Source organism: Pseudoalteromonas sp. Of7M-16 (assembly GCF_022347805.1).
Taxonomy (GTDB): domain Bacteria; phylum Pseudomonadota; class Gammaproteobacteria; order Enterobacterales; family Alteromonadaceae; genus Pseudoalteromonas; species Pseudoalteromonas luteoviolacea_F.
Map to the genome: position 1 here is coordinate 1 of NZ_JAKRFY010000019.1, position 25,453 is coordinate 25,453.

General features: G+C 42.1%; 23 protein-coding genes. 13 read left to right on the plus strand and 10 right to left on the minus strand.

Annotated features, from left to right (window positions below; translation table 11 throughout):
* Positions 1-486 precede the first annotated feature (486 nt).
* The 4 genes from MHN81_RS18300 to MHN81_RS18315 form a co-directional block, all read right to left on the minus strand.
* Positions 487-861 (minus strand): VOC family protein, encoded by a 375-nt coding sequence (locus MHN81_RS18300; protein ID WP_023399211.1) that lies wholly within the window; start codon positions 859-861, stop codon positions 487-489.
* Between the two features lie 828 nt (positions 862-1,689).
* Complete coding sequence (locus MHN81_RS18305) at positions 1,690-2,340, minus strand: hypothetical protein (RefSeq protein ID WP_023399212.1); 651 nt, start codon at positions 2,338-2,340, stop codon at positions 1,690-1,692.
* A 15-nt stretch (positions 2,341-2,355) separates the two neighbouring features.
* Positions 2,356-2,898: a hypothetical protein gene (locus MHN81_RS18310; RefSeq protein WP_023399213.1), complete on the minus strand. Its 543-nt coding sequence runs from the start codon at positions 2,896-2,898 to the stop codon at positions 2,356-2,358.
* Positions 2,899-3,015: 117 nt separating this feature from the next.
* Positions 3,016-4,158: a hypothetical protein gene (locus tag MHN81_RS18315; RefSeq protein WP_023399214.1), complete on the minus strand. Its 1,143-nt coding sequence runs from the start codon at positions 4,156-4,158 to the stop codon at positions 3,016-3,018.
* A gap of 268 nt (positions 4,159-4,426) precedes the next feature.
* On the opposite strand from MHN81_RS18315, the gene MHN81_RS18320 reads away from it, so the two are divergent.
* Positions 4,427-5,959, plus strand: coding sequence for a leucyl aminopeptidase (locus MHN81_RS18320; RefSeq protein ID WP_239426371.1), 1,533 nt, complete (start codon positions 4,427-4,429; stop codon positions 5,957-5,959).
* Positions 5,960-6,127: 168 nt separating this feature from the next.
* Here MHN81_RS18320 and MHN81_RS18325 read toward each other — a convergent pair whose 3' ends face one another.
* Genes MHN81_RS18325 through MHN81_RS18335 form a run of 3 tightly spaced genes read right to left on the minus strand, consistent with a single transcriptional unit; the run spans position 6,128 to position 10,615 of the window.
* Entirely contained in the window at positions 6,128-8,608 is a 2,481-nt protein-coding gene (locus tag MHN81_RS18325) for an ABC transporter permease (protein WP_239426372.1), read from the minus strand.
* A 12-nt stretch (positions 8,609-8,620) separates the two neighbouring features.
* Positions 8,621-9,352: an ABC transporter ATP-binding protein gene (locus tag MHN81_RS18330; protein WP_023399217.1), complete on the minus strand. Its 732-nt coding sequence runs from the start codon at positions 9,350-9,352 to the stop codon at positions 8,621-8,623.
* Positions 9,353-9,361: 9 nt separating this feature from the next.
* Positions 9,362-10,615 carry an HlyD family efflux transporter periplasmic adaptor subunit gene (locus tag MHN81_RS18335; RefSeq protein WP_023399218.1) on the minus strand — a complete coding sequence of 418 codons (1,254 nt, stop codon included), beginning with the start codon at positions 10,613-10,615 and terminating at the stop codon, positions 9,362-9,364.
* Between the two features lie 264 nt (positions 10,616-10,879).
* Here MHN81_RS18335 and MHN81_RS18340 point away from each other — a divergent pair, with 264 nt between their 5' ends.
* The 5 genes from MHN81_RS18340 (at position 10,880) to MHN81_RS18360 (ending at position 16,835) form a co-directional block, all read left to right on the plus strand.
* A complete protein-coding gene (locus MHN81_RS18340; RefSeq protein ID WP_023399219.1) occupies positions 10,880-11,575 on the plus strand; it encodes a response regulator transcription factor in 696 nt (231 codons plus the stop codon).
* 9 nt (positions 11,576-11,584) lie between these two features.
* Positions 11,585-13,324 carry a HAMP domain-containing sensor histidine kinase gene (locus MHN81_RS18345; RefSeq protein ID WP_239426373.1) on the plus strand — a complete coding sequence of 580 codons (1,740 nt, stop codon included), beginning with the start codon at positions 11,585-11,587 and terminating at the stop codon, positions 13,322-13,324.
* Positions 13,325-13,434: 110 nt separating this feature from the next.
* A complete protein-coding gene (locus tag MHN81_RS18350) occupies positions 13,435-15,141 on the plus strand; it encodes an FAD-dependent oxidoreductase (RefSeq protein ID WP_239426374.1) in 1,707 nt (568 codons plus the stop codon).
* Positions 15,142-15,495: 354 nt separating this feature from the next.
* Complete coding sequence (locus MHN81_RS18355; protein ID WP_023399222.1) at positions 15,496-15,849, plus strand: gamma-glutamylcyclotransferase family protein; 354 nt, start codon at positions 15,496-15,498, stop codon at positions 15,847-15,849.
* Positions 15,850-15,878: 29 nt separating this feature from the next.
* On the plus strand, positions 15,879-16,835 hold the full coding sequence (locus tag MHN81_RS18360) for a DUF4350 domain-containing protein (protein WP_023399223.1): 957 nt from the start codon (positions 15,879-15,881) through the stop codon (positions 16,833-16,835).
* A gap of 287 nt (positions 16,836-17,122) precedes the next feature.
* On the opposite strand, the gene MHN81_RS18365 is transcribed toward MHN81_RS18360, so the two are convergent.
* On the minus strand, positions 17,123-18,142 hold the full coding sequence (locus MHN81_RS18365; protein WP_023399224.1) for a helix-turn-helix domain-containing protein: 1,020 nt from the start codon (positions 18,140-18,142) through the stop codon (positions 17,123-17,125).
* Between the two features lie 191 nt (positions 18,143-18,333).
* Here MHN81_RS18365 and MHN81_RS18370 point away from each other — a divergent pair, with 191 nt between their 5' ends.
* Together MHN81_RS18370 and MHN81_RS18375 are read left to right on the plus strand one after the other, a co-directional pair.
* A complete protein-coding gene (locus MHN81_RS18370) occupies positions 18,334-18,978 on the plus strand; it encodes a carbohydrate-binding protein (RefSeq protein ID WP_023399225.1) in 645 nt (214 codons plus the stop codon).
* Between the two features lie 125 nt (positions 18,979-19,103).
* The gene (locus tag MHN81_RS18375) at positions 19,104-19,610 is read left to right on the plus strand and encodes a cytochrome b/b6 domain-containing protein (RefSeq protein WP_239426375.1); all 507 of its coding nucleotides are present in this window, start codon (positions 19,104-19,106) and stop codon (positions 19,608-19,610) included.
* Positions 19,611-19,646: 36 nt separating this feature from the next.
* Here the strand turns inward: MHN81_RS18375 and MHN81_RS18380 are convergent, their stop codons facing one another.
* Both MHN81_RS18380 and MHN81_RS18385 read right to left on the minus strand, forming a co-directional pair.
* On the minus strand, positions 19,647-20,762 hold the full coding sequence (locus tag MHN81_RS18380; protein WP_239426376.1) for an alanine--glyoxylate aminotransferase family protein: 1,116 nt from the start codon (positions 20,760-20,762) through the stop codon (positions 19,647-19,649).
* 145 nt (positions 20,763-20,907) lie between these two features.
* Complete coding sequence (locus tag MHN81_RS18385; RefSeq protein ID WP_239426377.1) at positions 20,908-21,765, minus strand: LysR family transcriptional regulator; 858 nt, start codon at positions 21,763-21,765, stop codon at positions 20,908-20,910.
* Between the two features lie 134 nt (positions 21,766-21,899).
* On the opposite strand from MHN81_RS18385, the gene MHN81_RS18390 reads away from it, so the two are divergent.
* From MHN81_RS18390 to MHN81_RS18410, 5 genes are all read left to right on the plus strand, one after another.
* Complete coding sequence (locus tag MHN81_RS18390) at positions 21,900-22,559, plus strand: NAD(P)H-dependent oxidoreductase (protein WP_239426378.1); 660 nt, start codon at positions 21,900-21,902, stop codon at positions 22,557-22,559.
* A gap of 175 nt (positions 22,560-22,734) precedes the next feature.
* Positions 22,735-23,211, plus strand: coding sequence for an ASCH domain-containing protein (locus MHN81_RS18395; RefSeq protein ID WP_239426379.1), 477 nt, complete (start codon positions 22,735-22,737; stop codon positions 23,209-23,211).
* Positions 23,208-23,888, plus strand: coding sequence for a hexitol phosphatase HxpB (gene hxpB, locus MHN81_RS18400; protein WP_239426380.1), 681 nt, complete (start codon positions 23,208-23,210; stop codon positions 23,886-23,888). Before MHN81_RS18395 ends, hxpB begins: the two co-directional genes overlap by 4 nt.
* Positions 23,889-23,984: 96 nt before the next feature.
* Positions 23,985-24,344, plus strand: a complete 360-nt coding sequence (locus MHN81_RS18405; protein ID WP_023399232.1) for a response regulator — start codon at positions 23,985-23,987, stop codon at positions 24,342-24,344.
* Between the two features lie 102 nt (positions 24,345-24,446).
* A complete protein-coding gene (locus MHN81_RS18410; protein ID WP_239426381.1) occupies positions 24,447-25,394 on the plus strand; it encodes an alpha/beta hydrolase in 948 nt (315 codons plus the stop codon).
* The last annotated feature ends 59 nt before the right edge of the window (positions 25,395-25,453 follow it).

A 25,453-nucleotide genomic window follows, 5' to 3' on the forward strand; every position in this document is an offset into this window, starting at 1 on the left:
CCTGAACCTAAACTCGTCACCCTGAACTTGTTTCAGGGTCCACAACATTCATTACTAAACATGGATTGCGGGGCAAGCCCACAATGACGGATAGGCAGGTTAGTCTGAACTTAAACTCGTGATCTTGAACCTAAACCCGTGATCCTGAATCCAAACCCGTAGCCCTGAACCTAAACTCGTCACCCTGAACTTGTTTCAGGGCCCACAACATTCATTACTAAACATGGATTGCGGGGCAAGCCCACAATGACGGATAGGCAGGTTAGTCTGAATTTAAACTCGTGACCTTGAGCCTAAACCCGTAGCCCTGAACCTAAACCCGTCACCCTGAACTTGTTTCAGGGTCTACAGCATTCATTACTAAACATGGATTACGGGGCAAGCCCGCAATGACTGAAGTAGCGGGGCAAAGACTGAATAGGGCAAAGACTGTATATGTTTAAGAGTGCCGCATTAAATTGGACACGCGATGCTGTCAAAATACGATCACTGGTCTGTATCAAGTGGTGCTCCGAATCCCAATCTATTTCCACTTGGGTCAAGCACTCTAAAATCTCGAACATTGAAGCTACGATCGGCTATTTCAAGTTCAATATTAGCTCCGTTCATAACACACGACTCATAATATTCTTCTAAGTTTGTTACATGAAAGAAAATAACTGAAATACCCGTAGGGCCCCCTCCTGATGCGTCTAGTTGCAGTTCGAAGCCATCTAGTGCAATACCGGCCCTGACAGCTGGCTCCCCCCAAGTCCATGTTACTTTGAATCCGAGGGCATTTTGAAAATAATCGAGACTTGATTGCAGGTCATTAACTGCCAACACAGGGTTCATCAAGGTTACTTTAGCACTTTGTGTCATAATCCGTGCCCTTCAATAACTAATTGACCCACTTCAGTTCACATAAAGATGGGAAGGAAAGTTGTAAAGTAAGACTGTCAGGTTTCGAGGAATTCTTCAACTGGAAGAGGTTAAGCAAAGGATACTTTATGCGCATATTCAAGAAAGTGATGGTTTGTCTTACATTGATGATTAGGGCTTAACGGGTGTGCGTTAACTACCCCCAGCAATCTGAAATAAAAAGAGAACTTAGGGCATTACTTGATAAAGCAACGGTTTTTTTAGAGGAGTCCAAATTTAATAGTGAAGACCATCAACTTGCTTTTTTTTTGTCAAAAACTCGAAATTAAATCTAACAATACTTGAGCTAAGAGGTGCGTTAAAGGAGGCCTCTTACTTGCTCGTAAATGCGGGTTTTACCAATCCTGCGCAAGTCGTCTATTGCACCCAAAATGACTTTGATAGTGGCTCATGTTTTGCGCTAAGCTGTTTTGCCTGCGTAGACCCTGCAAAGAGCAACCTGGATCGCTTGGAACTGACTTACTATGTAGGCATGACTCAACAACTGCAAATTTACAATCCTATCGTAAAAAGGGGGAGCAGGGCCCTTGTTCGGCCACTCCAAAAATAACATATTAAGTTCAGCCGCTTCCAAATTCAGTGTTGTTTGGGAGCTATGTAGTATTTCCTTATGATAATTCTGAGCGGTCGCAAAGGCTGGTGAGTGAAGACATTGATGAACGTAAAAAATGAGACTGTATCGATTTACAGCTAAAGGTGAAGGGTTGGCCTTCCCCAAATGAGGTTGAATCGTTTTATTAACAGTCTCGCGGTTTGAAAAGTAGCCTACTAAATTTTTTTAGATTGCCAATTATGCTCGCGCGCTATCGCTTCGAGCTTATCAAGTGGGGTTTTCATTGACCAACACAAGTTTGAAAATGTATGAAGGGCAAATTCATCTCGTGTTATTTTGGTCTTAACCCCTTGCTGTTCTTGGATTTTTATATTAGCTGGATATACAGTAGCAGAGTGCATTAACTCTTCATTTGAGTCGTAGTACTCCATTGTATAAACCCACTCCGGAAGGTAGTCAAAAATTGATTTAAATTGTTCCGTTTTGGCCGCGCTAAAATCGTGACAAACTTCATATATAGATGAGGGACCAAATAGCGTACTCTCTTCAATGAGTGCGTTGAAGAATGGACGAGCAAATATGTCTTTTCCAAGTAGAGACGCCATGATTAGCTTAGAGGCCTCGTCACCCTCGGGGCTTTTATCTCTTCTAATATCAACCCACTCTATTAGCTCGGTGCCAAGCTCTCTACTTGGGTCCGGTGAGTCAGCCAACTGCATAATGCCCATTTTAAATATATTTTTCTTGAAGTTTTTATAATTGAAAGGTATTTCGTTAGTTCCATATTTGGAGCTTAGCCAGTGTGCAACAACTTCTTCTCCTTCAATGAGCGCTTCAGACCATTTAATTTTTGTACGTGGATCCATCGTTTTCTCCTGTGTCTACTTTTGGTCGATTAAATTAATAAGGTCATTCCATTTTAAGTTGCTGTTTTCAATGGTTTTTCCACTTCTTCTCGTGATGATGTTTACGCCATCCGAAGATAACTTAATATCAGTGCTCCCATTTCTTTCTCCTAAATATTCTTTTTGTATATTGCACTTTTTAAACCCGGATTTTACTAGTGAGTTGTACAACCACATTGGAGGGTTGTTGGTCCTAGTTTTTCCACCTACAAACCAAGCATAAATTGGTTGGTTTTCTTCTTTTGCGATTTTTACAATATTCTTTAACCATTCAACATAAAAGGTGCAATCTGATTCGCTTGGCTTTCCGTCGGTATGATGTAATAGGGTAAATATTTTGTCTTTTGTTGGGGTGTAAGTAATAACTCCAGAGCATACGGTGTAGGCCAAGGATTCAATGCATCCCTGCTTAATTATTGCTGAGTAACCATATTTGGATTTCTGCCCGTTCATTACTACAACTTTGTCTTTTTCAATGGTGATATTTTCGTAGGAAAATTGACGTTCTTCTCTATTCATTAATATGTTTCCAAGTTAGCCCAAAGTAACTTTTACTTTAATGATAGATTGTCTTTTATACTCTTTCAGAGTGTGGGATTAATCGTCGTATTTTATTTTTATTGCCTATAATTTATTTTAACGCGCCGTTTCTGCAGCCACTTCCTTTAACTTATCCAAAATGAATTTTTGATTTCGATTGTCTACAAAGGCAATCTGATTTGAAGTAAATACATTGTGTTTGGTATCCATCGCATACAGCCGCACACGGCCTGTACTGCCCCAAAAGGTGTTTATAAGAGATTGATCTTCTTTGGGAAAAGAATTTAATTCGCCGGAACGAAAATGTAGGATGTTAGTGGAAGATGGTTGTAATTCTGCCTGCTCAGTATACCTTTGCATTTTGAGACGAATATCAACATAGTTATTGTCGCTAATTTGCACACGCATAAGTGCGAGTGGCCTCAAAGACGTGCTAACTCTGCCGGCATTAGAGGCGACAACTTCAACAGTAAAATAGGTGTGGTGGTTTACTTGCTGGGCTTTGAGTTTTTGCAACTGGGTTTCAATATTGCGAATATCATCTCTAAGCCGCTCATGACGAATACTTGATTCCCCAATAACATCGGTGATGTCTTCTTTTACGTCATTAAGCAAAAATTTCAGTGCAACAAGGTTGATATTGGGCTCTGAATCTTGATTAAAGTCCATTTGTGAGTAGTTTCGTGTGATCGCCAATACTTGGTTTTCAAAATACTCCGCCTCTGCATCATCTATAAAATTACTGAGATCCCAGCTTTTAAGTTCGCTGACGCGAAACTCGATAAGCGGGTAGTTTAGATTTTTGGGATCTAGGTAGGCATCTATTCGTTCAATGCTCTTTTGTAGGTTAGCTTTTGTATTAGCTATGTTTTTTAAATCTTGTTTTGCTTTGTCATATGCTGAAAATAAAGTATCAATGGAGAATTCTGGGTAATCAATTTTGTCACCTCGTTCACCGAGCCTGTTGTATTCATACAATTGGCTTTCAGGAATGTAGGGCTCAAGCAAGGCTAATTCGTCAGTATCGAGAGAGACCTTAAATTGGGTGGATTCGTTTCTATTTATCGATGCAACCTCAATAACAACTTCGGATGTTTCGACAAAATAAATCTGCCATATTGGCACAATAGCTGCGCCAGCGACCCCGAGAATACTTAACATGACAGTTTTTAAATTTTTGCGTAGCTTGCTCTGTAAATGGGTTTTTGGTTCGCAGGTTGAAGAATCATCTTTATCCATTGTGCGGCCTGATCAATTTTTGTTATTAGGCTAAGCGAAAAACAATGACGATACTCGGGCATAACAAGCAAATAGCAAACAACAATCAGACCCCTAATCCATACACGGCATTTTTACTCTTATTCATCGCTTACAAATGGTTACTTGTTGCCATAAAAGGTAAAGTCACGAGTTTTAAACCTTGGCTATACTCTTGGTCTAGCTGAGGTGAAATGTTCTAGAGATGACACTTTTAAGTGTCGCAGATTTTAATAAGCGGATTAATAGCATGATCAGAATCACGGTTGCTTTGTTAGCAATGTTTGTCGCAAGCACAGCACAAGCTTTGCCTAAAATTCAATTTTCCAAGCTCGATATAACGCAAAACAAGCGTCTTATTGTTTTTATTAACGACACAAATTCGCTCAGTGGTTTGGCTGCACAAGTTAACGCACAAACTAATGGGCAATTGAAGGCCGCTATTGATAACGCGGCGTTTAAGAGCAAGTTTGGCAATACACAGACCTTTTATGGGCTAGCGCCATTTGCGCAGGTAACGGTAGTCGGTACTGGGTCTGGTTCATTGACTCAATCTCAGTTGCAAGACTTAGGAGGGTACGCCGCGGCAAGCACTCCTGCAAATAGTAAACACCAATTTACTGTGATGGCTGATTCTTTAAATACATCAGTATCAGTGCCAGCAGCTTGGGTAGCCATGGGAGCGGGCCTTCGTGACTACCACTTCGACAAATATAAAGCTGCGGCAGCTCAATCTCAGCCTCGGGATTTTGTATTTCAAACGGCGAACTACAATGCTGCCTCTAACAAATACCATACTGACTTAAAATACATGGTACAGGGGGTTCATTTAACTCGGGATATGGCTTCTGAGCCGGGTAAATCTCTATACCCGCAAAGCTTTGTTAATAGAGTGAAAGATGCGTTCGATGACATTGATAACGTCGACATAGATGTTTTAAAAGTTAGAGACATGAAAAAACACCAAATGGGAGCCATTTTAGGTGTAGGGCAGGGTTCTATCCACGAGCCTAGAATGTTAGTGATCCAGTATCGCGGTGGTGCTAAAAATGAAGCGCCAATCGCGTTAGTAGGCAAGGGGATCACATTTGATACTGGTGGGATCAGTTTGAAGAAAAACAGCGGCATGTGGCAGATGAAGTCAGATTTATCAGGCGCAGCGGCAGTTGCAGGCACAATGCTTGCTGTTGCAAGCCGCGGCGAAAAGGTTAACTTGGTCGGTGTAATGCCTCTTGCTGAAAATATGCCTGCCGAAGATGCAATTCGCCCTGGAGATGTCTTAAAAACAATGCAAGGCACTACCATCGAAATCATTTCCACTGATGCAGAAGGTCGTTTACTTTTAGCTGACGCAGTGCGATATACACAAGATGAATTTAAACCAAGAATGCTAGTAAATATTGCGACTTTGACAGGCTCGGCTGCGAGAGCGTTAAGCGATGAATATGCTGCGCTTGTCACGCGTGACTGGTCGCTGGCCCAAGATATGATGAAGGTGGGAGAAACCAGTGGTGAAGCTGTTTGGCCGCTCCCGCTACACCCTAACTTTTTTAAACAAATAAAGTCCGATATCGCAGACATTAAAAATTCTGGTGCAGGTAACCCCGGGGCGAGTATTGGCGCCGCTGTTGTTGCGACTTTTGTAGATAAGAATGTGCCTTGGGTACATTTGGATATTGCTGGTGTCGATTGGTTAAACAAGCCAATTGCAGTCGCACCTAGAGGGTCACAAGGTTGGGGTGTACGCTTTTTAGACCAATTGGTACGTGAAAACAGTAATTAATCGACTTCTATTGCCTTACATTGAGTATTGATGGCCGATAGGACTGTTGGTATCAATATCAAGCGATAAAGAGCACGGCGGTATGTTAATTAGTATACGTACGTCTCGAAAAAAGCAGCCTTGCTATTAAGGCTGCTTTGACGGACATAAAAACTTTACAGTATTGCTTTAGCTTTGCCTAAGTGCTTCACTGGGTTCTTGTGAAGTTATTTTGCGGCAAGGGATATAGGTAGCGGTTAATACCATTAACGTGATAAATAAAGGAATACCTACAATGCCAAAGGCATAGCTATCGCTGCTGAACAGCATCGATTGTGATAATTGATTCAATACCATCAGTGACATACAAACTCCGCCAATTAACCCGATAACGAGTTGTATTCCTGCCTCTTTCATAAACAGACCTATCACCCGACTATTGTTTGCGCCCAAGGCTCTGCGTGTTGCTATTTCTTGACTTCTGAGCGCAATGCTATTTGAAGAAACTGCAAAGATACCACTGGCTGCCAAAAACAGCGCGACTAACCCGCACCACAAAAATATGCTATTGACTGCGTTGACAAGCTGCATAGGCTGAGCAATAAACTCGTCATAACGCTGGATTTGGTGGAGAGTGACATCAAGGTCCATAGCTGCCACAGTTTCTTTTAGAAGTGCTTGTGCTTGTGTGTGAGACCCGAAATAGTGCACAACTATTTCCATATTCCAAGCGCGTAAATCCATCATGCCGTAGCCTGTATGCCATGCGCTGGTCGCCTGCATTGTTGGCCCATGTATGCTATCGGATACAATACCAATAATCGTACGCCATTCTGTATGCCAATTACCTTCATCTACTGTGCGCACTCGTTGTCCAATAGCATTGCCCTCAGGAAATAGGTCTCGTGCCATTGATTCGTTGATGATGGTTGGAGAGCCGCCATTTTCCAGATCGCGCAGGTCAAAATCGCGCCCTTCAATAATCTTCATACCCACCACCCCCCAAGCATCTCGACTGACAGCTTCAAAGTTCCACATTGGGTTTTCGTTGTAGACTAACGCTTCTCGACCTTGTATTTCGAAGTGAGAACTCCCACCACCTGTGCCAGGCAGACTGCTAAAGTAAGCAACGCCTTGGATATTTGGGTGCTTTTCTAGGTTACTTTTTAGTTGGTAGTAAAAGTCATTGCGTTTGTCCCTAGGGTTTCTTGGATAACTGCTGGTTGGCAATAGTATTTGTGCGGAGAGCCGGTTGGAAGTGTCAACGCCATAGTCTGCATTTTGTGAATTGTAGCTGGTAGAGAGTAAAATCGTCGCCACAACAAGTACAACATAAGATAATGCAATCTCAGTAACGACAAGGAGTTTATTTGCTCGACCAGCCTTTTTTCCTAACGCACCACGTGTACCATCTCGTAAAATGGCATTTACATCGCTATTTAATGCGCGAACAGCTGGGAGAATACCGGTAACTGCGACCATGAAAATAATGGCTACTAATAGCACGAAGAATGCGTCACTGTGTAAATTCAAATGCCACCAAAATGGTTTGTCACCGCTCAGTGCAAAAAGTTGCTCAAACGAAACATTGGTAAGGCGAACGCCAATCATTGCAAGGCCCCAGGCGAGCAAACCGCCGATAGAGCAAATAAACAAGCTTTCCCATAGCATTTGCAGCATCAGCCGCTTTTTGGGGATACCTAATGCAATACGGACCCCAACTTCTTTGATCCTTTCATTGACGCGAGCGAGCAATAAACTTCCAACATTGATGCAGGTTAAAAACAGGATCAGTAAAACGACAATAAGCATGGCGACAAAAATAGTATAGTGTTGAGCAATACTGTCGTTGGTATCTTTATAGTTGAATGCTCGGATATAACCGCCAGGTGAGTTTGCACGCCACGTAAATGCCTGAGGTAAAGTTTGAAAATGACGCTGTAACAGGTTTTTGATTTCTAACTGAAGTTGCTCAAGTGAGATGTCGGGTTTTAACCTCGCCACTGCATTCATTGCATCAGTGTGTGCATCTGACGGCGCGGCGGGTGCCAACTGAGTTTCAGACAGGGGTTCCCAAATTTGTGCAATTGCCGGAAATGCAAATCCAGCAGGCATAACACCAACTACACGTTTCGAAATGCCATTTACGCGAATACTGGTATTGATGATATTTGGGTCTTTTGACAAATACTTTTTCCAAATTTCATGACTTATCACAATGACAGGCTCGGTTCCAACAGCTTGATCAGATGGGGTGAAACCACGGCCAAGAATAGGTTGAACCCCAGCCAATTCAAACAAGTTCCATTGGCTATAGCTGGCATGTACTTTTTTTGCACTGATGTTGTTGCCTAAATCACTAATGATGGTGGTACCGGTGCGATATAAGCTCATTTTGTGTAGCAAATTAGAGTGGGCACTGATGAAGTTGAGGTGGTAAGGGTCCGTAAGTTGACCTCGGCCATGTGCGGCTCTGAATTCACCTTCAATGGCAACAAGTGGTGTGGCGCCTTGCATGGTTAAAGGTTTAAATATGAGCTGTGACAGGAGCGAGTAGGTATAGACAGTTACCCCTAATCCGATAGCCACAATCAATATTGAGGTGGCAGAAAAAGCAGGTTTTTTGAGTAATAATCTAAAGGCATATTTTACATCAATCCAATATAACATGAGGATGCCTCCTTATACTGCAATCGGCGTTGTGGGTTTATTGTATTTGTCTGATATTACTTCACCGTCAAATACTTCTATGACTCTTTGGGTACGCGCTGCATACGCAGGGTCATGAGTAACCATACAAATGGTCGCTCCCTCTGAGTTGAGTTGTTCAAGTAGGGTCATCACAGACTCGGCATTTTTCGAGTCTAGGTTTCCTGTAGGTTCGTCGGCCAAAATTATGGCAGGCTGGCCTGCAATTGCGCGCGCCACAGCAACACGTTGTTGTTGACCTCCTGATAATTGGGAGGGAAAGTGGGTCGCTCTATGTGCCATATCTACCCTTTCTAAAGCTAAGCGGACTAGCTCTTGGCGCTCTGATTTGGATAAATCAGCTCGATACGTTAAAGGGAGCTCTACATTTTCAGCAACAGTTAAATCACTAATTAAATTAAATGACTGGAAAATAAAACCAATCTCTTTATTTCGAATGCGTGCTCTTTCATTTGAATCAATGTCAGATGCATCATGGCCCGCCAATTGATACTGCCCTGAAGTTGGTTTGTCGAGTAGCCCAAGCAGTGAGAGTAGGGTAGATTTACCGCATCCAGAAGGGCCAGTAATCGAAACAAAATCCCCCTGTTCTACAGTAAGGCTAACATTGTTTAAGGCATTAGTTTGTATGTCATCGGTGCAAAATATTTTGCTTAAATTTGTTAATTCAACCAAGGCGTTGAGGTTATTTTTATTGCTTTGCATGTCTGGCTCCTAATTGATGCGAATTTGTTGATGTTGTTGCCATGCTGATGCATCTGACACAATGATGTTTTGCCCTTCGTCTAGGCCTTGCTCAACCTGAATATAGTGTGTGGACATATGGCCAAATTTTACCGACTGAACATTGGCGCTCTTGCCTTCACTGTCGATGCGATATACGTTTGCTTGAGTGAAGCTATTGGCAAACATTGGGCGTTTAACAAATAGGGTATTTGGGATTGTGTGAATGGAGATAATGCCGTCCACCGTAAGTTCGGGGCGCACTTCTTTTGGCAGTTGCCCTTGTAATTCTACATCGATCCGTACAGAGCCATTCATAACAGTAGGGTCGATTCGTTGCACTTTTCCTTGGATCTTGCTGACCCGGGTATCGAGCAATACAGCTTGGCCGACTACCACATCTTTAATTTGTTTTTCGGGGACCATGAGTTCTGCGATGTATAAATCTGAACGGGCCAGCAATGCTAAATTGGTGCCGGCTCCAACCTCTTGGCCTAGCTCCATAGGTACTGCTTGTACTATGCTGTCCATACTGGCTGTGACTTTTAAGCTGGCAACTTGTTGTTCGATACGAGCGACGCTTTTGCGCATCATGTTGAGGCGCGCATTACTGGCATCAATTTGTGCAATAAGGTTTTGCTTGCGCTTATCAAGGCGTTGTTGCTCCAGTTTCCAACGCTGTTGATATTGGGTTACATTCATTTTGACTGCTTCAAAGTCAATTTTAGAAATTGCGTCAAACCCTTTATCTAATAGCTCTTTTTGCGCATTTAATGTCAGCTGACTACGCTCATAATTGAGGTGTTCATTGATCACGGCGATTTCTTGATCAAGTAATTCAGATTCTAAAGACACTCGGCGTGCGCTCATTTCAGATTCAAGAGCCTGTAGCTCCCACCTTGCTTCTACAAGCTGTTGTTCAAGTTCGGGATTACTCAATTCAAAAAGTAGCTCTCCTTTTTTTACCACTGCGCCAGCTTTTTTTAGGATACGGTCCACTCGTCCGGGTACATTGGTTGCTATCCAGCGAATATCTTTGGGGGCCAGTACGCCTGTTCCGCGCACTGTGATGTTTAAATCGCCACGCTCCACCGTGCCAATTAGCAGGCTATTTCTGTCGACTAAATAGGATGCACTGCCAGAGGACAAGAACAGTGCCATACTCACGATAGCAGCAGCACACAAAGTGCCCGCTATCAATACTTTCGAATTCCGTTTTTTTGTCTTTTTTCTCACTATATCCATAATTAACTCAGTGTCTTACCTTTGATGCCTGATATTGTTAAGAGGCTTGCTGATGGCGATAAATATAGCGGGGGAAATAGCGCTGAAATAGGCATAAAAAGTAAACATTGCTGGCAAGAAAGTTTACAAAAGTTTGCATTTATATTTTTGATAAAATTGGTACACTGCCGGTGCAGCGTTGAGTTTAAACGGGTTGTTTAAAACGAAAAATGAGAGACATCCCCATATGCAACATAGAATTTTAAATCAACAAAAGGACATGGTTTGAGTACGAAACCTAAGCTACTTATCGTAGAAGATGAGCCAAGTATATTAAGAGGCTTAACAGACTTATTTGTATTTCATGGATATGAAGTGGCAAGCGCAATAGATGGAAAAGAAGGCTTAGAGATGGGATTAACAGGTGACTATACCTGTATCCTTTTAGATGTCATGCTACCTTCGATGAATGGCTTTGATATTTGCAATGCCCTACGAGCACACTCGCGCACCCAGCCTATTATGATGTTAACGGCCAAAAATACAGAAGCTGACATTATTAACGCACTGACGCTTGGTGCTGACGACTATGTCGCAAAACCGTTTTCAACTTCTGAGTTGGTGTTGAGAGTAAATGCTTTGGTCAGGCGCTCTGGCTGGACTGAGCAAGGAGATATGCTTGAGCTGAGCGCTGAAGTATCAATTTGTTTGCAATCTCTAACCGGAAAATCATATCGACAAGATGTTAAATACACACGCCGAGAGGCCCAAATATTGGCGTATTTGCAGCGTAAGGGCGGACTAGTATCACGTGATGATTTGCTCAAGGATGTTTGGGGATACAAGGAAACACGAGATATAGATACGCGAACGGTTGATATCCATATTGCCAAAATTAGAAAAAAAATAGAGGCTGACCCAAAATCCCCTAAGCATTTGCTCACCCATCGCGGTGAAGGCTACCAATTGTACATATTATAAGAATAAAAAATGATGCTTTTTAAAAATAAACGCTTACTCAACTACGCACAGCGTATCAAGCGTTTACGTATATCGGCAATACTGTTGTTATTGCTTTTGCTCATACCTTTGTCTGTTTTGTTGTATTTCAGTTATCAACAATCTCAACAAAATCGGTTAGTTGAGTATGAAAAAGAGGCAAGCAATCTTGCAAGGGTCATAAATAGAAAGCTTTTTAGAAAATTGAGTGTCAGTAATCAGATCCCAGCTGACGCATTCAACTATTACCGCTACATCTACAACCCATTGACCAAGCAAACTCAGCAAATGCTGTCGCCACTGGCAGAGCTGAATGGTGAGCAGACCATACGAGGTTTAGTCGGCTACTTTCAGATAGACAGGGAAGGTAACTTTAACTCACCTATTTGGCCCTATGCTATAACGTCTAATATCGAGGATTCTGGTCAGAAGAATCAAACACTTGAAATGATCACACGGCGTGAAATTGCTACTTCCGTTTACCAAACGATTTTTGAGTCGAATACGGTCAAACAGATGTTGACCCATGGGGTTAGTGCCAAAAATAGTCAATTTAATATTAGTTTTGATTTGCCAGAGTACCTTATTTTCTATCGTGTAGTGGAGGTGATTGATCAGCCAGTTTTGCAAGGCTACCTAGTCAAGCGAGCGCCTTATTTACACCAGCAGGTCGCAGATGTACTAGAGCTACGAAGTTTTGATATTCCTATGTTGGTTACATTAAAAGAAATCGAAAAATCAGTAGCCGATACTTACTTCCTGTATTCGCCTTCAACCGAGGAGCCGGATATTAGTCAACCACTTGATGTGGATGTGCGCTATAAACAACAATTTATATTTGAAACGAATTTACATTGGCCATATCGTAATTACGAGGTTGTCCTGTCGAGTGCGTCGCTACCTATTGCACAATCTATGATATATAGCTTAATTTTCAATGCAGTTATGTGTTTGGCGATTGTGTCTGCATGTTATGGTTTCTATCGCTTTAGTGTTAAGCAGCTGGCGCTAGGAGAGGAAAAGGTCAACTTTATTTCCGCAGTCAGTCACGAACTTAAAACACCATTGACCTCGATAAAAATGTACTCTGAAATGCTCAAATCTGGGATGGTTGCCTCTGAGCAACACAAGGGGGAGTACTATGATTTTATTTGTGATGAAAGTGAACGCCTTGCCCGTCTAATTGACAACATTTTGCAGTTGTCTGCATTTGAGCGTCAACAACAAAAGGTGACACCTGAATATACGCCTTTGACGGTCTTGCAAGATATTATTCGTTCGAAAACGGCTTCGCTCACTGAAAATCATCACTTTGAGCAAGTGCATATAATGGAACTGGCACACTATGAGCGTGCCCAAGCTTATATTGAGGTGGATGCATTTACCCAAATAGTTATCAATATTACTGACAATGCAGTTAAGTTTTTTGAATCAGCAGGCATTGACGATCCATCTCGAAGAAAGATTGAATTTACTTTTCGTAGACACCCTACGCACAAAGGAATGGTGCAATTGGAGATCCGAGATTACGGAAACGGCATCAGCAAAGCGCAAGAGGAAAAAATCTTTGAGTTATTTTATCGAGGAAGCAGTGAGTTAACGCGAAACTCGAAGGGAACCGGTATTGGTTTAGCTTTAGTGCGTGAGCTGGTATTAGCGCAGCAAGGCGAGGTTCAAGTGCAAGCTCGGCATCCTGGACTTGCAATGCTGATCTCATTTCCGATGAAGTAATTACACCACCAAAGCGACCTATTTACCTGAGTTCCTGTAACAGGGTGTAATGGTTTTATATTACACCTCCACCCACAATAAAAACATTGTATGTGTACAAAAAGGAATGTATGACAATGTTTTTAACAGCTAGCCAAAAAGATCGCATCCAAACGATAGTTGGTTGCGATAGGGTATTTTTCCCTTCGAACGATCTAAATAATCAAGAAGACCAATACAATCAATCTCGTAAAGTATTCAATCGAAAGTTTGATTTTGTGCCAAGTGCCGTTGTGCAAGTTACTAATTCATTACAAGTCGCTCATTTGGTTGCCTATTCAGAGCAAGAAGGTATTGAATTTACGGTTAAATCAGGTGGTCATGACCATGAAGGAGAGTGTGTTTCAACCGCTAAAGTATTAATTGATTTTTGTCGTATGAATGAGGTTATCGTATTTGACAATAAAAAGCTTGTTAGCATTCAACCTGGGGCAAAGTTCGAAAAAATTAAAACAGAGTTAGATAATAGCCACTTAGGGATACCGCACGGAACCTGTCAGACAGTTGCTATTGCGGGTTATACCATGGGGGGAGGTTGGGGACCTTGGACTCGTAAATATGGAATGGGATGTGAGCGCCTTGTTGGCGCGACTATGGTACTTGGAGATGGGACGATTGCCTTCCTTGGTCAAAGTGCAACCGTCCATCGCGAAAAAATAACTAAAAATGGATTAAAAGTAATATTTAACGACGATTTAAATAGCCCACTTCTGCGTGCTCTGAGAGGCGGAGGAGGCCTTAGTTATGGAGTTGTCACTGAGTTCATTTTTGAACCATTCGAATTACCTGATATTGCCCAAAGTTTTGTGATTAAAAAGAGCGATATTCCCGCATTTGATAACCTCAAAGCGACAGATGTGATCGCAGCTTGGGAGTCGTTGACCAGTGCTGGGAAAAACCCGAACTTAATTGGCACCAATTTGAAGGTCAATGCAAAAGGGGTTATCTGTGAGTCTGAGATTAGTCCTGATGCGGTATTGGATTGGCAATTGAATGGACATTTTGGCGGTACTTCAGAAGAACTAGAGCGCATGTTGAAGCAGTGGGGAGGTGACGTTATCGGCTTAATTCAGCAAGACCCCTCGCTATCCCATGATGCCAAGAAACAACAAATCGATGACTTAACTAAGGAGTTGACCCAGTTTTATAAAAAGGTGTGTTCTAACAGTGTTCTGTATAGCAGAAGCGCAAATACACCTGGGTATACACTGAGCTTTGAAGCGTGGGATAGAGAATTAAAAGGCATAGAATTAGAAACTGACGAGCCCGCACCACATAAAATTACCTCTCGGATGCCGACTCGGGATTGGGGGCACCAAAGCCGAATTGCTTTGGTTAAGTCACTTCAGTCGACATTACTATACCGTGATAAAGAAGATACCAATATCTCGGCTTACATCACACTTGGTGCTATAAGTGGGGAATACTATGATAGTAAACCTGCTGATGTTGCACTGCAAAAAATAAGGTGTTCATTCCCGTATCAAGACCGTCCATTTACAATTCAATACCAAGCTTGGTGGGACCAGCCAGCGAAAGGTCATCCTGTTGAAAAAGATATCGCGACGCGCTTTTATGAGAATAGAGCACAAGATTGGATAGAGTCATGCCGAAGTTATGACATTCCACAAACCAAAGGGTCTTTTATTAGTTTTAAAGATGCGGCTGTTGAAACAAAGGATTACTTTGGTGACAGTTATAATGAGTTAATCGATACTAAGTGCCGTTATAGCAAAGATGCAAAGTGCCTATTTAGAAGCCGTAAAACAATTATTTAATTCGCTCCAATGAGCCAAGCAAGTTGCAATAACCCTAGCCTTATTTAACGGTTGGGGTTATTAAAAATTGTTGGGCAAAAACTTTTCAATGGAAATGTTAGCGATATATCACAGAGTTAATGAATTTTTCTACTGGCGATTTTTTACTCTAAAATGCTCCTTTCAAATATAGCGCTATAAGAATCATAGTGTTCATTGATGCTGGATATAATGAGCTCAGAGTTTATTTGCGCAGATGAGCACCGTGGCGGTTATGAGTACTTTTATATCTGTTTATGCATGCTTGATGTTTAGTTTAATCCCATATAAATTCGCTACAGCAGCACATGTTTCCGTTAAGCTATAAGGAAAAAAATGGAAAAACTATTTTCATATGGCACATTACAATTAGAACAAGTTCAAATTGAAACATTTGGTCGCATACTCACAGGCCAAAAAGACAAACTGATAGGTTATGTCCTCAGCGAAGTTAAAATTAACGATGCTGAAGTAATAAAAACTAGTGGCAAAGATATACACCCCATTTTGAAATATACCGGGAATGACTCCGATATTGTAGATGGTACTGTTTTTGACATAACACCATCAGAGCTAGCTCAGGCTGATGAGTACGAAGTTGACGAGTATGTGCGTGTAGCGGGCCAGTTTCAATCAGGTCAGCAAGCGTGGGCTTATGTGTGCGGGGCAACAGAGTCTGCAAGAACATAACTTAGAATAGCGTTAAAAGGGGTTATATCTTGGCGTTTATATTAAAGGTTGGATTTGCAAGTTGCCTATTGTGGTTGGTAGGTTGTTCTGATAGTCCACAACACGCTGACCCAAATTTTAAGCCGCAGAACAGCACCCCGCGCTTTGCAGAGCATAACAGTCCAGTTGTGTTTATTGATCAAGCACATCATAACTTTTTAACACTTCATGGGCGTTATAAGCCTTTTGCGCAAGTACTCGAAAGTGACGGGTATACAGTTAAGCCTAATCGCCACACATTGTCCTTAGCAAGCTTGAGTAATATTGATGTTTTAGTGATTGCCAATGCGCTCGATAGAAAGAGAAGTGACTTTCAACCGCCATATGGCCAAGCTTTTACGAATGAAGAAATCACTGATATAAAAACTTGGGTGAGTAAAGGAGGGGCTTTGTTTTTGGTCGCAGATCATGCGCCGTTTCCAAAAGTCATTGAAAACCTTGCAGAGGCATTTGGATTTGAATTCTCAAATGGTCATGTCGGTGACGCTGTTTTTAATAGGCAGCAAGGGACACTGGCTGAGCATCCTATTACCGCAGCGCCGTTGAAGGAGGCGACCAATATTTACGGTGTAGCAATGCATAATGCAATACGTGCTAAGGCGACAGAAAGATATATTGACCAAATACGCTCCTTTGGTGGTTCGGCTTTTAAACCGCCCAGCGGAGCGTTTTCGTTGCTTTCAATGAAAGCGGGGAGCACCGCTATCGTACCAAGCGTGCCATTTGAGGTTAATGCGAATACCAAACGAATTACCATTGATGGCTGGAGCCAAGGTGCTGTGATGGAGCTTGGGCGAGGTCGAGTCGCAGTGTTTGCAGAGGGCATGATGTTTTCATCACAAATAGATACAAGAACTGGTCAAAAGCTTGGACTAACCTCACAAGGTGCTGAACAGAACGAGCGCTTTTTATTGAATGTGGTGGCGTGGTTGGTTAAAGGGCTTTAGTTTGTGGCGTTTGTGTTATTTGGTTGCTGTTTTATCTATTTATTGTTGGGTCACAGCAATTGTGCGCCATTGTAGCGCTCATTTTGTTTTGTAAATGCATAGATGATGAGACCTGACTTTGTATCTGATGAGCCAGGGCTCCAAATGATGAAAGCGTATGATTGCCCGACTAAAAATTTATACTGATAGGGCACTCCCCATGGATCGAGTGGTACAGTACCTAGAATTATTCAGTGTGTGGAATAAGTAATTATCAGGCTAATATGCCATTATCATGCCACAGTTTACTAAGCATACTGGGCTCGCCACTTGGTTGGTGTGGTGCCTATTTGTTTTTTGAACTCAGTATAAAAAGAACTCTTGTTGTTAAAACCGCTATCGAGTGCAATTTGAGTGATATTGTCCCGGGACGTTGTCTGCTTTAAAAGTTGGCAGGCAAAGCTGATACGATATTCATTGAGCAGAGCGTAAAAGCTTTTATTCATGTGCTCATTGAGTAATTCAGAAGTTTGATGTTGGCTGAGTCCCAGCAGCTCAGCCAGATGTTTTAGTGTCAATTGGTTATCTAGGAAAATGTGCTCCTGTTCAAGCAAACGCTTTAGATCATGACGACAGCTTTGAACAAGTGACGGACTAAGCTGAAGTTGTTTTTTTGTCGGTTCAACTTCCTGCACTTGAATGTATTGTGATTGCTGAATGCGATATGCGGCAGCAAATGAGAATATCAGTAGGTAGAAACATACGGTAATGTTTAAACTGAGCCACAAAGGATAAAGCCATATAGAGCCACTTAAATACGCAACGGCGACCCCACCGTTTAGGCTCACCACAAATACCACCCAAGTGAATAGCCACTTATTTTTTTTGAGTAATGTGGCATTTTTTGCTGAACGACTTTGCCACATTGCCGTTACGTAACTGAACATTAGGCCAAAATAAATGGTGTGCATTAACTGTGCTTGGGTGTGAATACCAACCACTTTAACGATAAGGAAAATTGAAAATGGCACACAGTGAAGTAACACGGTAGCAAGCTTTGGTTTGGCGTCGAAGCGGTAAAATAAAAAGCACAAACCGCAAAATAGCAACATACAGTTGTTGGCTATTTGCGATATTAATACCGAGTGGATATTAAATTTGAGTTGAATGTAGCTGGTGAATGGGATCAGCATCAAAACCAAGTTGGCTGATGTTAAAAAGTACATACCCTTATCAAAGCTCTGTTCGTACCTTAGCATCATGCCAACACAAAATAGGGCGATTAAGCACGATACGAGATAAAACTCCTGTTGCAGTTCAAGCCACATAGTTAAAATTATCCTTGGTCAGGTTGTGTCATCAAACATAGCGAGAAGTCAATTTAGCTAAACTGATAACTGTAATCATCTGATACTTATCGATATTAATTCAAAAAACTCCTATTTTATCAAGATGGAATAAATCGCTGGGCAAAGCTTTAAGACTAAAAAGGTGATAAATACAACGACTAGGAGTCATCATGAAATCTCTTCAAGCAAGTTTAATATTAATGGGATCGAGCGTTCTGAGCTTTAACGGCAATGCACAAGTGCTAACTGAGGTGCAGGTCGAGCAAGTAAAGCAAAACGTATTAACTTATATGAGTAGTTGGAATTTACAGAGTGGGGAAGAGCGGGTCAGTAATCTGGAGCGTGCCATTAATCCCGGTTTTCGTTACCAAGATCCAACAACTGCCGGGTTCTTGGTTACCGATGCACAAAATGTCAGTAATTGGATCGGCGGATTTCAAGGGCAAATGCGCGACTTTGGACTCTGGCCTGTGGATGCAACTTTGGTGTCGAATATTGAAGTTCATGGTAGCGTAGACAGTACGCATATAAGATTCAATTGGCATATTTCCGCGTTTGACGGTGCGGTGACCGTGGCTGAAGGTGTGGACTATGGTACTGCATCAAACTTAAAGTTGGACTCAATCACGGGCTTTTTTGGGCCGTTAATACCACTTTGTAAGGCCCCGGATTGGCAATCTGGCAGCACTTATCTAAGAGATGATCAGGTGTCTTTTGAACAGGCGATTTACAAAGCGAGTTGGTGGACTCAAGCATCTCCAGTCCAAGATCCTGATGCGTGGGTTAAGCTAACTGACTGTAGCGAAACCCCCTAACTATTAGCAATCGTCTCAGAGCGGCTGGTTAAGGCTGCTCTTTTTAGTGTTCAGAAATATTTGAAACTTTATATCTTGGCGTTAAGATAAGAATGTATCTTGGTACAGAAATAAAGGAATATTTTATGGACAACAAGTATTATATCGTCGATCGAACCCTCCATTGGTTTGCTGCTTTTTTGATTTTATTTATTTTGATGAATATGAGTGCGCAAATTCATACCATCGACTACCAAATTAAAGGTCAAGAATTACATCGTCAGGAGTCAATTCAAACTCATGCATTGATGGCATTAGGTGTATTTACTTTGGTTTTGACCCGGCTAATTTGGGAAAAGCTATTTAGTGGAAAATTGACAAGACAGCCAATACAGAGCCGTGCGCATGCAATTCTGGTAAAAATAGTACATGGGGGTTTTTATTTAATTTTATCAGGGCTGGTGGTTACCGGAGTCGGTATGGCAATAAATGCTGAAGTAGTTATTTATTTGTTCGGCTTGCAATTCTCAGATGCGGTCAGTCGAGACGGTCATTTTTATGCCAGTATGCTCGATATACATTTAATGTTGATAGACACTTTGTGGTGGGTGATCGCCGCTCATTTTGTAGGGGTTTTGTACGCTCGTCGGTAGCGATTCGAATGGGGTGGAAGACCCACCCCGTGTAATTTAGCTTAATACGTCTTGAAGCGCGGCGATTAACAGTGCAACATTTTGCTCGTTGGCAGTCGTGCCCATTAGGCCGATACGCCATGTTTTGCCTGCAAGCTGGCCCAGTCCAGCGCCAATCTCAAGGTTGTATTTGTTTAGTAAAGCTGTACGCACGTAGTTGTCATCTATTCCGTTAGGGATCAAGACGGAATTCAGTTGTGGTAAACGGTGTGGCTCATCAACTAAAAACTCAATGTTGAGCTTTTCAAGGCCAGCTTTTAGTGCGAGGTGTAAATTGTGGTGCCGCTGCCAAGCATTTTCTAGCCCTTCTTGTTTCAACATGAGTAAGGATTCGTGCAGTGCATACAATGAATTGATAGGGGCCGTGTGGTGGTAGCTACGCTTACCTTCGCCTGACCAGTAGTTCATCACTAAAGATTGATCCAAAAACCAGCTTTGTACTTTGCTTTTGCGTGACTGCAAGACTTCTACTGCTTTGTCACTAAAACTGATGGGTGAGATCCCTGGGACACATGACAAACATTTTTGCGAGCCGGAATATATCGCATCAATTCCCCACTCATCTACTTTTAGTTCGCTGCCGCCGAGAGATGTTACTGCATCAACAATGCTAAGGGCATCATATTTCTTTGCCAATTGGCACAAGGTTTTTGCATCACTGCGTGCACCAGTGGAAGTTTCTGCGTGAATAAATGCCAGTGCTTTTACTGTGGGGTTGGCTTTAAATGCGTCTTCAACTTTGTCAAGCGTCACAGGATCGCCCCATTTATCCTCTATGACAATAGCCTGAGCACCAACTCGTTCTATGTTTTCTTTGAGTCGTGTACCGAACACACCATTAATACACACGATGACTTTGTCATTGGGCTCAATAAGGTTCACAACACAAGCTTCCATACCCGCCGAACCCGGCGCAGATAACGCAATGGTAAATGCATTTTCTGTGCTAAACGAATATTGTAAAAGTTGCTTAATTTCATCCATCAGGCCGATGAATTGAGGGTCCAAATGCCCTATGGTTGGTCTAGACAGCGCCCCTAAAACACGAGGCGAGACATTAGAAGGCCCTGGTCCCATTAGGATCCGCGGGGTTGGGTTAAATGATTCAAACATAAAAATTCCCGTTTTTAGTGTGTTGGTAATGCACGTTGTTGTGGACTTAACAAAACTGGCCGAAATTTCTGGCTTAATTGTGCGCCCTAGATGCTTTTAAATCCAGTGGTGAGATCAAGACTTGCTATTTCTTTGCCTGATCATTTTACGTATCAAAGAGTTGTGCTCTTAACCAGTTTATAAATATCAATTGTTGCCTGGTGTACTGAGCTTCATTCAAAGGCACATAGTAACCAAGTTGTGTGTCGACAGAGAGGTGCGAGCCGTTAGTTAAAACATTCTTTTCAGTTAAGCTCTTAACAAGGCTGGATGAAGCAAAAACGAGTCCACTACCTGCGATTGCTTCTTGAATGCAATATAATTCCTGATCAAAGTACACAACCTCAAATAAACTTGCATCTAGGCCATTGTGGGCTAACCAAGCTTGCCACGGTGCGGCGGGCAGTTGCGTGTTTTTCCACTTTGGAATAAACATGGTGGTTTTTGTCTGGGCGCTCAATCCTGCAAGACACGTATGATTGCCATAGGCATTAAAATTTTCTAGGCAAAGTAACTGGCTTGGTTTAATTTGGCTTGTATCTCCAAAGCGAATGGCAATCGCTTGTGAGTCATGCACTAGGTGCTCACCAGTTGCGACAGAAACTTCAAGGTTTGGGTATTCTTTATTAAACCCTCGCAATGCGGGGATCAACATTTGGGCGGCAAAGGATGAAGTGGTGTGCACTTGAATGACTTTGCCTTGTTCAACCAGCTGGTGGATTGCACGTTCAATGGTACCAAACCCTGTATGGGTTGCCTGAGCCAACAGAAAACCATTTTTGGTAGGCGTTATTTCACGGGTTTTGCGAATAAACAAATCAATACCGAGACGCATTTCTAAGTTTTTTATATGGTGAGACACCGCTGTTGGCGTGATATTTAGTTCCTGAGCAGCAAGTTTAAAGCTGCTGTGGCGCGCTGCAGCTTCAAAGACTCGCAATGCTTGCATGGATACATTCAACATGGCTACTTCCTCAATAAAGTTTGTGTAATTATACATGAGTGAAACTTACTTATAAGAAAGTTCTTTTCATTTGTCGTGGAGTCCCATAAATCACACAATGTTCGCCAATGAAACACACAAAAAAGGCGACCTACATGTTTAAACTACTTCATATAGATTCAAGTATTAGAAAACGTCAAAACAGCAACCCTCAGCATGACTCAATTTCAAAAAGACTCGCTTATAGCTTTGTTGAAGAGATGAAGAATAACTCATCTGTGTCTCAATATGTATACAGAGATGTGGGTATGACTCCACCACCGTTTACCGATCAAGACTGGTTAGGCGCAGTGTTTACTCCCACAAACAAAAGAAGTGCACAGCAATGCCAAAAGCTCGCCATTTCAGACTCCTTGATTGCTGAAGTGAAAGAAGCGGATATTATCGTGATTTCAACGCCTATGTATAACTACGGCATGCCCGCGCAGCTTAAAGCTTGGTTTGATCAAATTGTGAGGATCAATGAAACATTTAGTTTTGACCTCGCTCGGGGGGATTTCCCACTTGAGCCCATACTGTCAGGGAAAACATTAGTGCTTATCACATCATGTGGTGAGTTTGGCTTTGAAATCGGGGGAGTGAGAGAGCATATGAATCACTTGGCGCCTCATATTAAGACCCTGTCTAAGTATATTGGCTGCGAACGGATATATGAAATCGCATCTGAGTATCAAGAGTTTGCAGATCTACGTCATCAAAGTTCGCTAGAAGCTGCGTTTGTAGAAACGCGAAAACTTGCCAAGCGTCTTATTTAATAGCACTTTCCCCAGCCATAAACGTGTCACTCACAATTATGGCTTTTTCCATTTTAGTTCGCGCCACCATTATCTTTTTCCACCCATTTTTACTTTGCTATTTATTATCGTCAGCAGTGTCTTTATTATCTTATTGTTGTTTCAATATTAATTAAGCCAAAAGGAGTGTTATTTGGTGCGACCAGCTAACCACCCATCCGTTATTGAACTCAGTAAAGCCTATTTCGAGCAGCAAAATCAGCCTTGTGAAGCACTACCGAGCTGGCACTTTTGTGATAACGAAACTGATGCTAACGACTGCCTCAATCTAGTGCTCTCAGGAGAGAAAAAAGCAACGTCTCCATCTCTTTGGTGGCATAAAGCCAAAGATATCGCATTGCCGCAAGTAGGTGATTTAAATATTATCACGGACTGGCATGGCCTTGCTCACTGTATTGTCAAAACAACCAAAGTAAGCGTAGTCCCTTTTAACCAGATTGATGATGCTTATGCCGCTTTAGAAGGGGAGGGAGATAAGTCTTTGGCGTATTGGCGGCAGGTTCACTGGTCGTATTATCACAGAGAGTTGGCCGATACAAAGTATGCGCCGTGTCAAGATATGCCTATCGTATGCGAAGTGTTTGAAGTCGTTTTTACTAGGGAGGATAAATGATTGACGCTGTGATATTTGATATGGACGGGACTTTAATTGATTCTGAGCCAATGTGGCAGGAGGCGGAAAAACAGGTTTTTGGCAGTCTTGGCGTCGATGTGCGCGATGAGCTAGCGGCTAGAACTGCGTCCATGACAACCATACAAGCTGCTGAATTTTGGTATCAACATGCTCCTTGGGAAGGGCCGAGTACGTCACAAGTCGCTGATCAAGTCGTTTTACGTGTCGCTGAATTAATTGTTCTTCAAGGAGAAGCTTTGGCTGGTGTCCATCATGCTTTGTCGTTGCTGCAAGAGAAACAACTTAAGATAGGTTTAGCTACTAACGCACCCGTTGCGCTGATCCCCGTGGTGTTCGACAAGCTGGATATAGGTCATTATTTTACGACTTATTGTTCATCGGATAATGAAGTGGCAGGCAAACCTTCTCCAGATGTTTATTTGACAGCAGCGAAGCAAATGGGCGTTTTACCTGAACGGTGTTTAGCTGTTGAAGACTCCGTAACAGGCATGAAAGCAGCGCAAGCGGCAAATATGCGCACGCTTGTGGTTCCACAAAAGTCACAGTTCAATAATGTCAAATTTGATAAGGCCGATATAAAACTTGAAAGCTTGCTCGCGTTAACTGAGTCGCACTTAGCATTAAACGAGTATGCACGCTCGGCCAATAAGCGTTAAAACACAGCAAAATAAGTTGCTTAACTTTGCGTTTATTGCAAGCAGTGACTAGCATCAAGCTTGGTAAGCAAATAAATAACAGCGAAAAGGAAGGCAATGAAGATTTTAGTTGTAGATGATACGTACTTTATGAGGGAGCTTATCTGTGAAAGTTTGCAAGAACAAGGTTTTAACGAGCTGACACAGGCGAGCAATGGCGAAGAGGCGCTGAATGCTTTATCAGACAAACACTACGACCTCATCGTTACCGATTGGAACATGCCGAAAATAAATGGCGTTGAACTGATTAAAAAGATGAAGCGCAACCCGGCGCTTCGCCATACTAAAATTATTATGTTAACAGGTGACACAACCCCTGAAAAAATCTTAGAAATGAAAGAGCTAGGTGTTAATGGCTACATTTCTAAACCTTTCACTCCAGAGTTGCTTACAGATTTAGTTTTAAAATTATCTTAGATTTTTCAGATGCTTACTTATCTTAATTGACAAACTTTTTTTAACTTGTTCTCTCATGCCTTATTCTATTTAATAGAAATGCGGTTACTTAAAGGAGATGAGATGCAAGATATAGAACTAAAACAACAGCAGATCCTAACAATGCTCGAAAAAGGGGTCTTTGAACAAGATTTTGAACGCATTGCAGAAGATACCCTAATAGAAAACCTAAACAGCCCGTCTGAAGACTTACGACTACTTAGCCTACACCTAATTGATGATTATTTAAGTCGTGCTAGTGACCGTGCTAGAGCGCAAATAAAGGTGGAAAATTTATATTGGTTAACTGCTAACGAGTATACGCGTGCGAATGAGGCGCTTGGTCAGTTAGTTGCGGCAGAAAAGTTGAACTTAGGCCATAAGTTAGCTGTTTCAGAAACGACTGGCAAGTCAGCTCTTCCACTCGTGTTTAGTATGGCAAATCGTCAGCGTAAAAAGGCGATTTTAATTCATGGTACTTGGGCAAATGGTAATGCTTGGTATCAAAAAGGTGGGGATTTTTACAATTACCTGACCAACAACCATTTTGATGTCATGCCTTTTCATTGGAGCGGGGCGAATCAGCATGCAGACAGAGTAATGGCGGCGGTGCATTTGCGTGATTTGATAGAAAAGAGCGGAAATAACCACGCATTTACAAAAGACGCTGCTGGCTTTTACGATGTTGAAATTTATGCCCATAGTCATGGTGGCAACGTCGCACTAACAGCATTGCGATTAGGGTTAAAGGTATCGAAAGTTGTTTTAATGGGCACGCCGGTTAGATATCAGTACATGCCGTTATTACGCAATGTATCAAATGGGGTGTTTAACGTGTTTTCATTAGGGGATAAAGTCCAAATTGCTGGCGCGTTAGGAAGTAAACGCGGTGGCCGTGCAATTAGTGACAGTGAAAAAGGGGTTAACTACCTAGCAGAAGAGAATCAATCAAACCGAGCGCCAGGGCACTCAGAGCTCCATGATAGCGGTGTGTGGGGGAAAAACAGCTTAGGCGATATTATGCATCAATAAAGGCGGTAATTTACTACCTAATATACCTTTAAACACTTGAAAAAAAGCTAAAAGGTAGC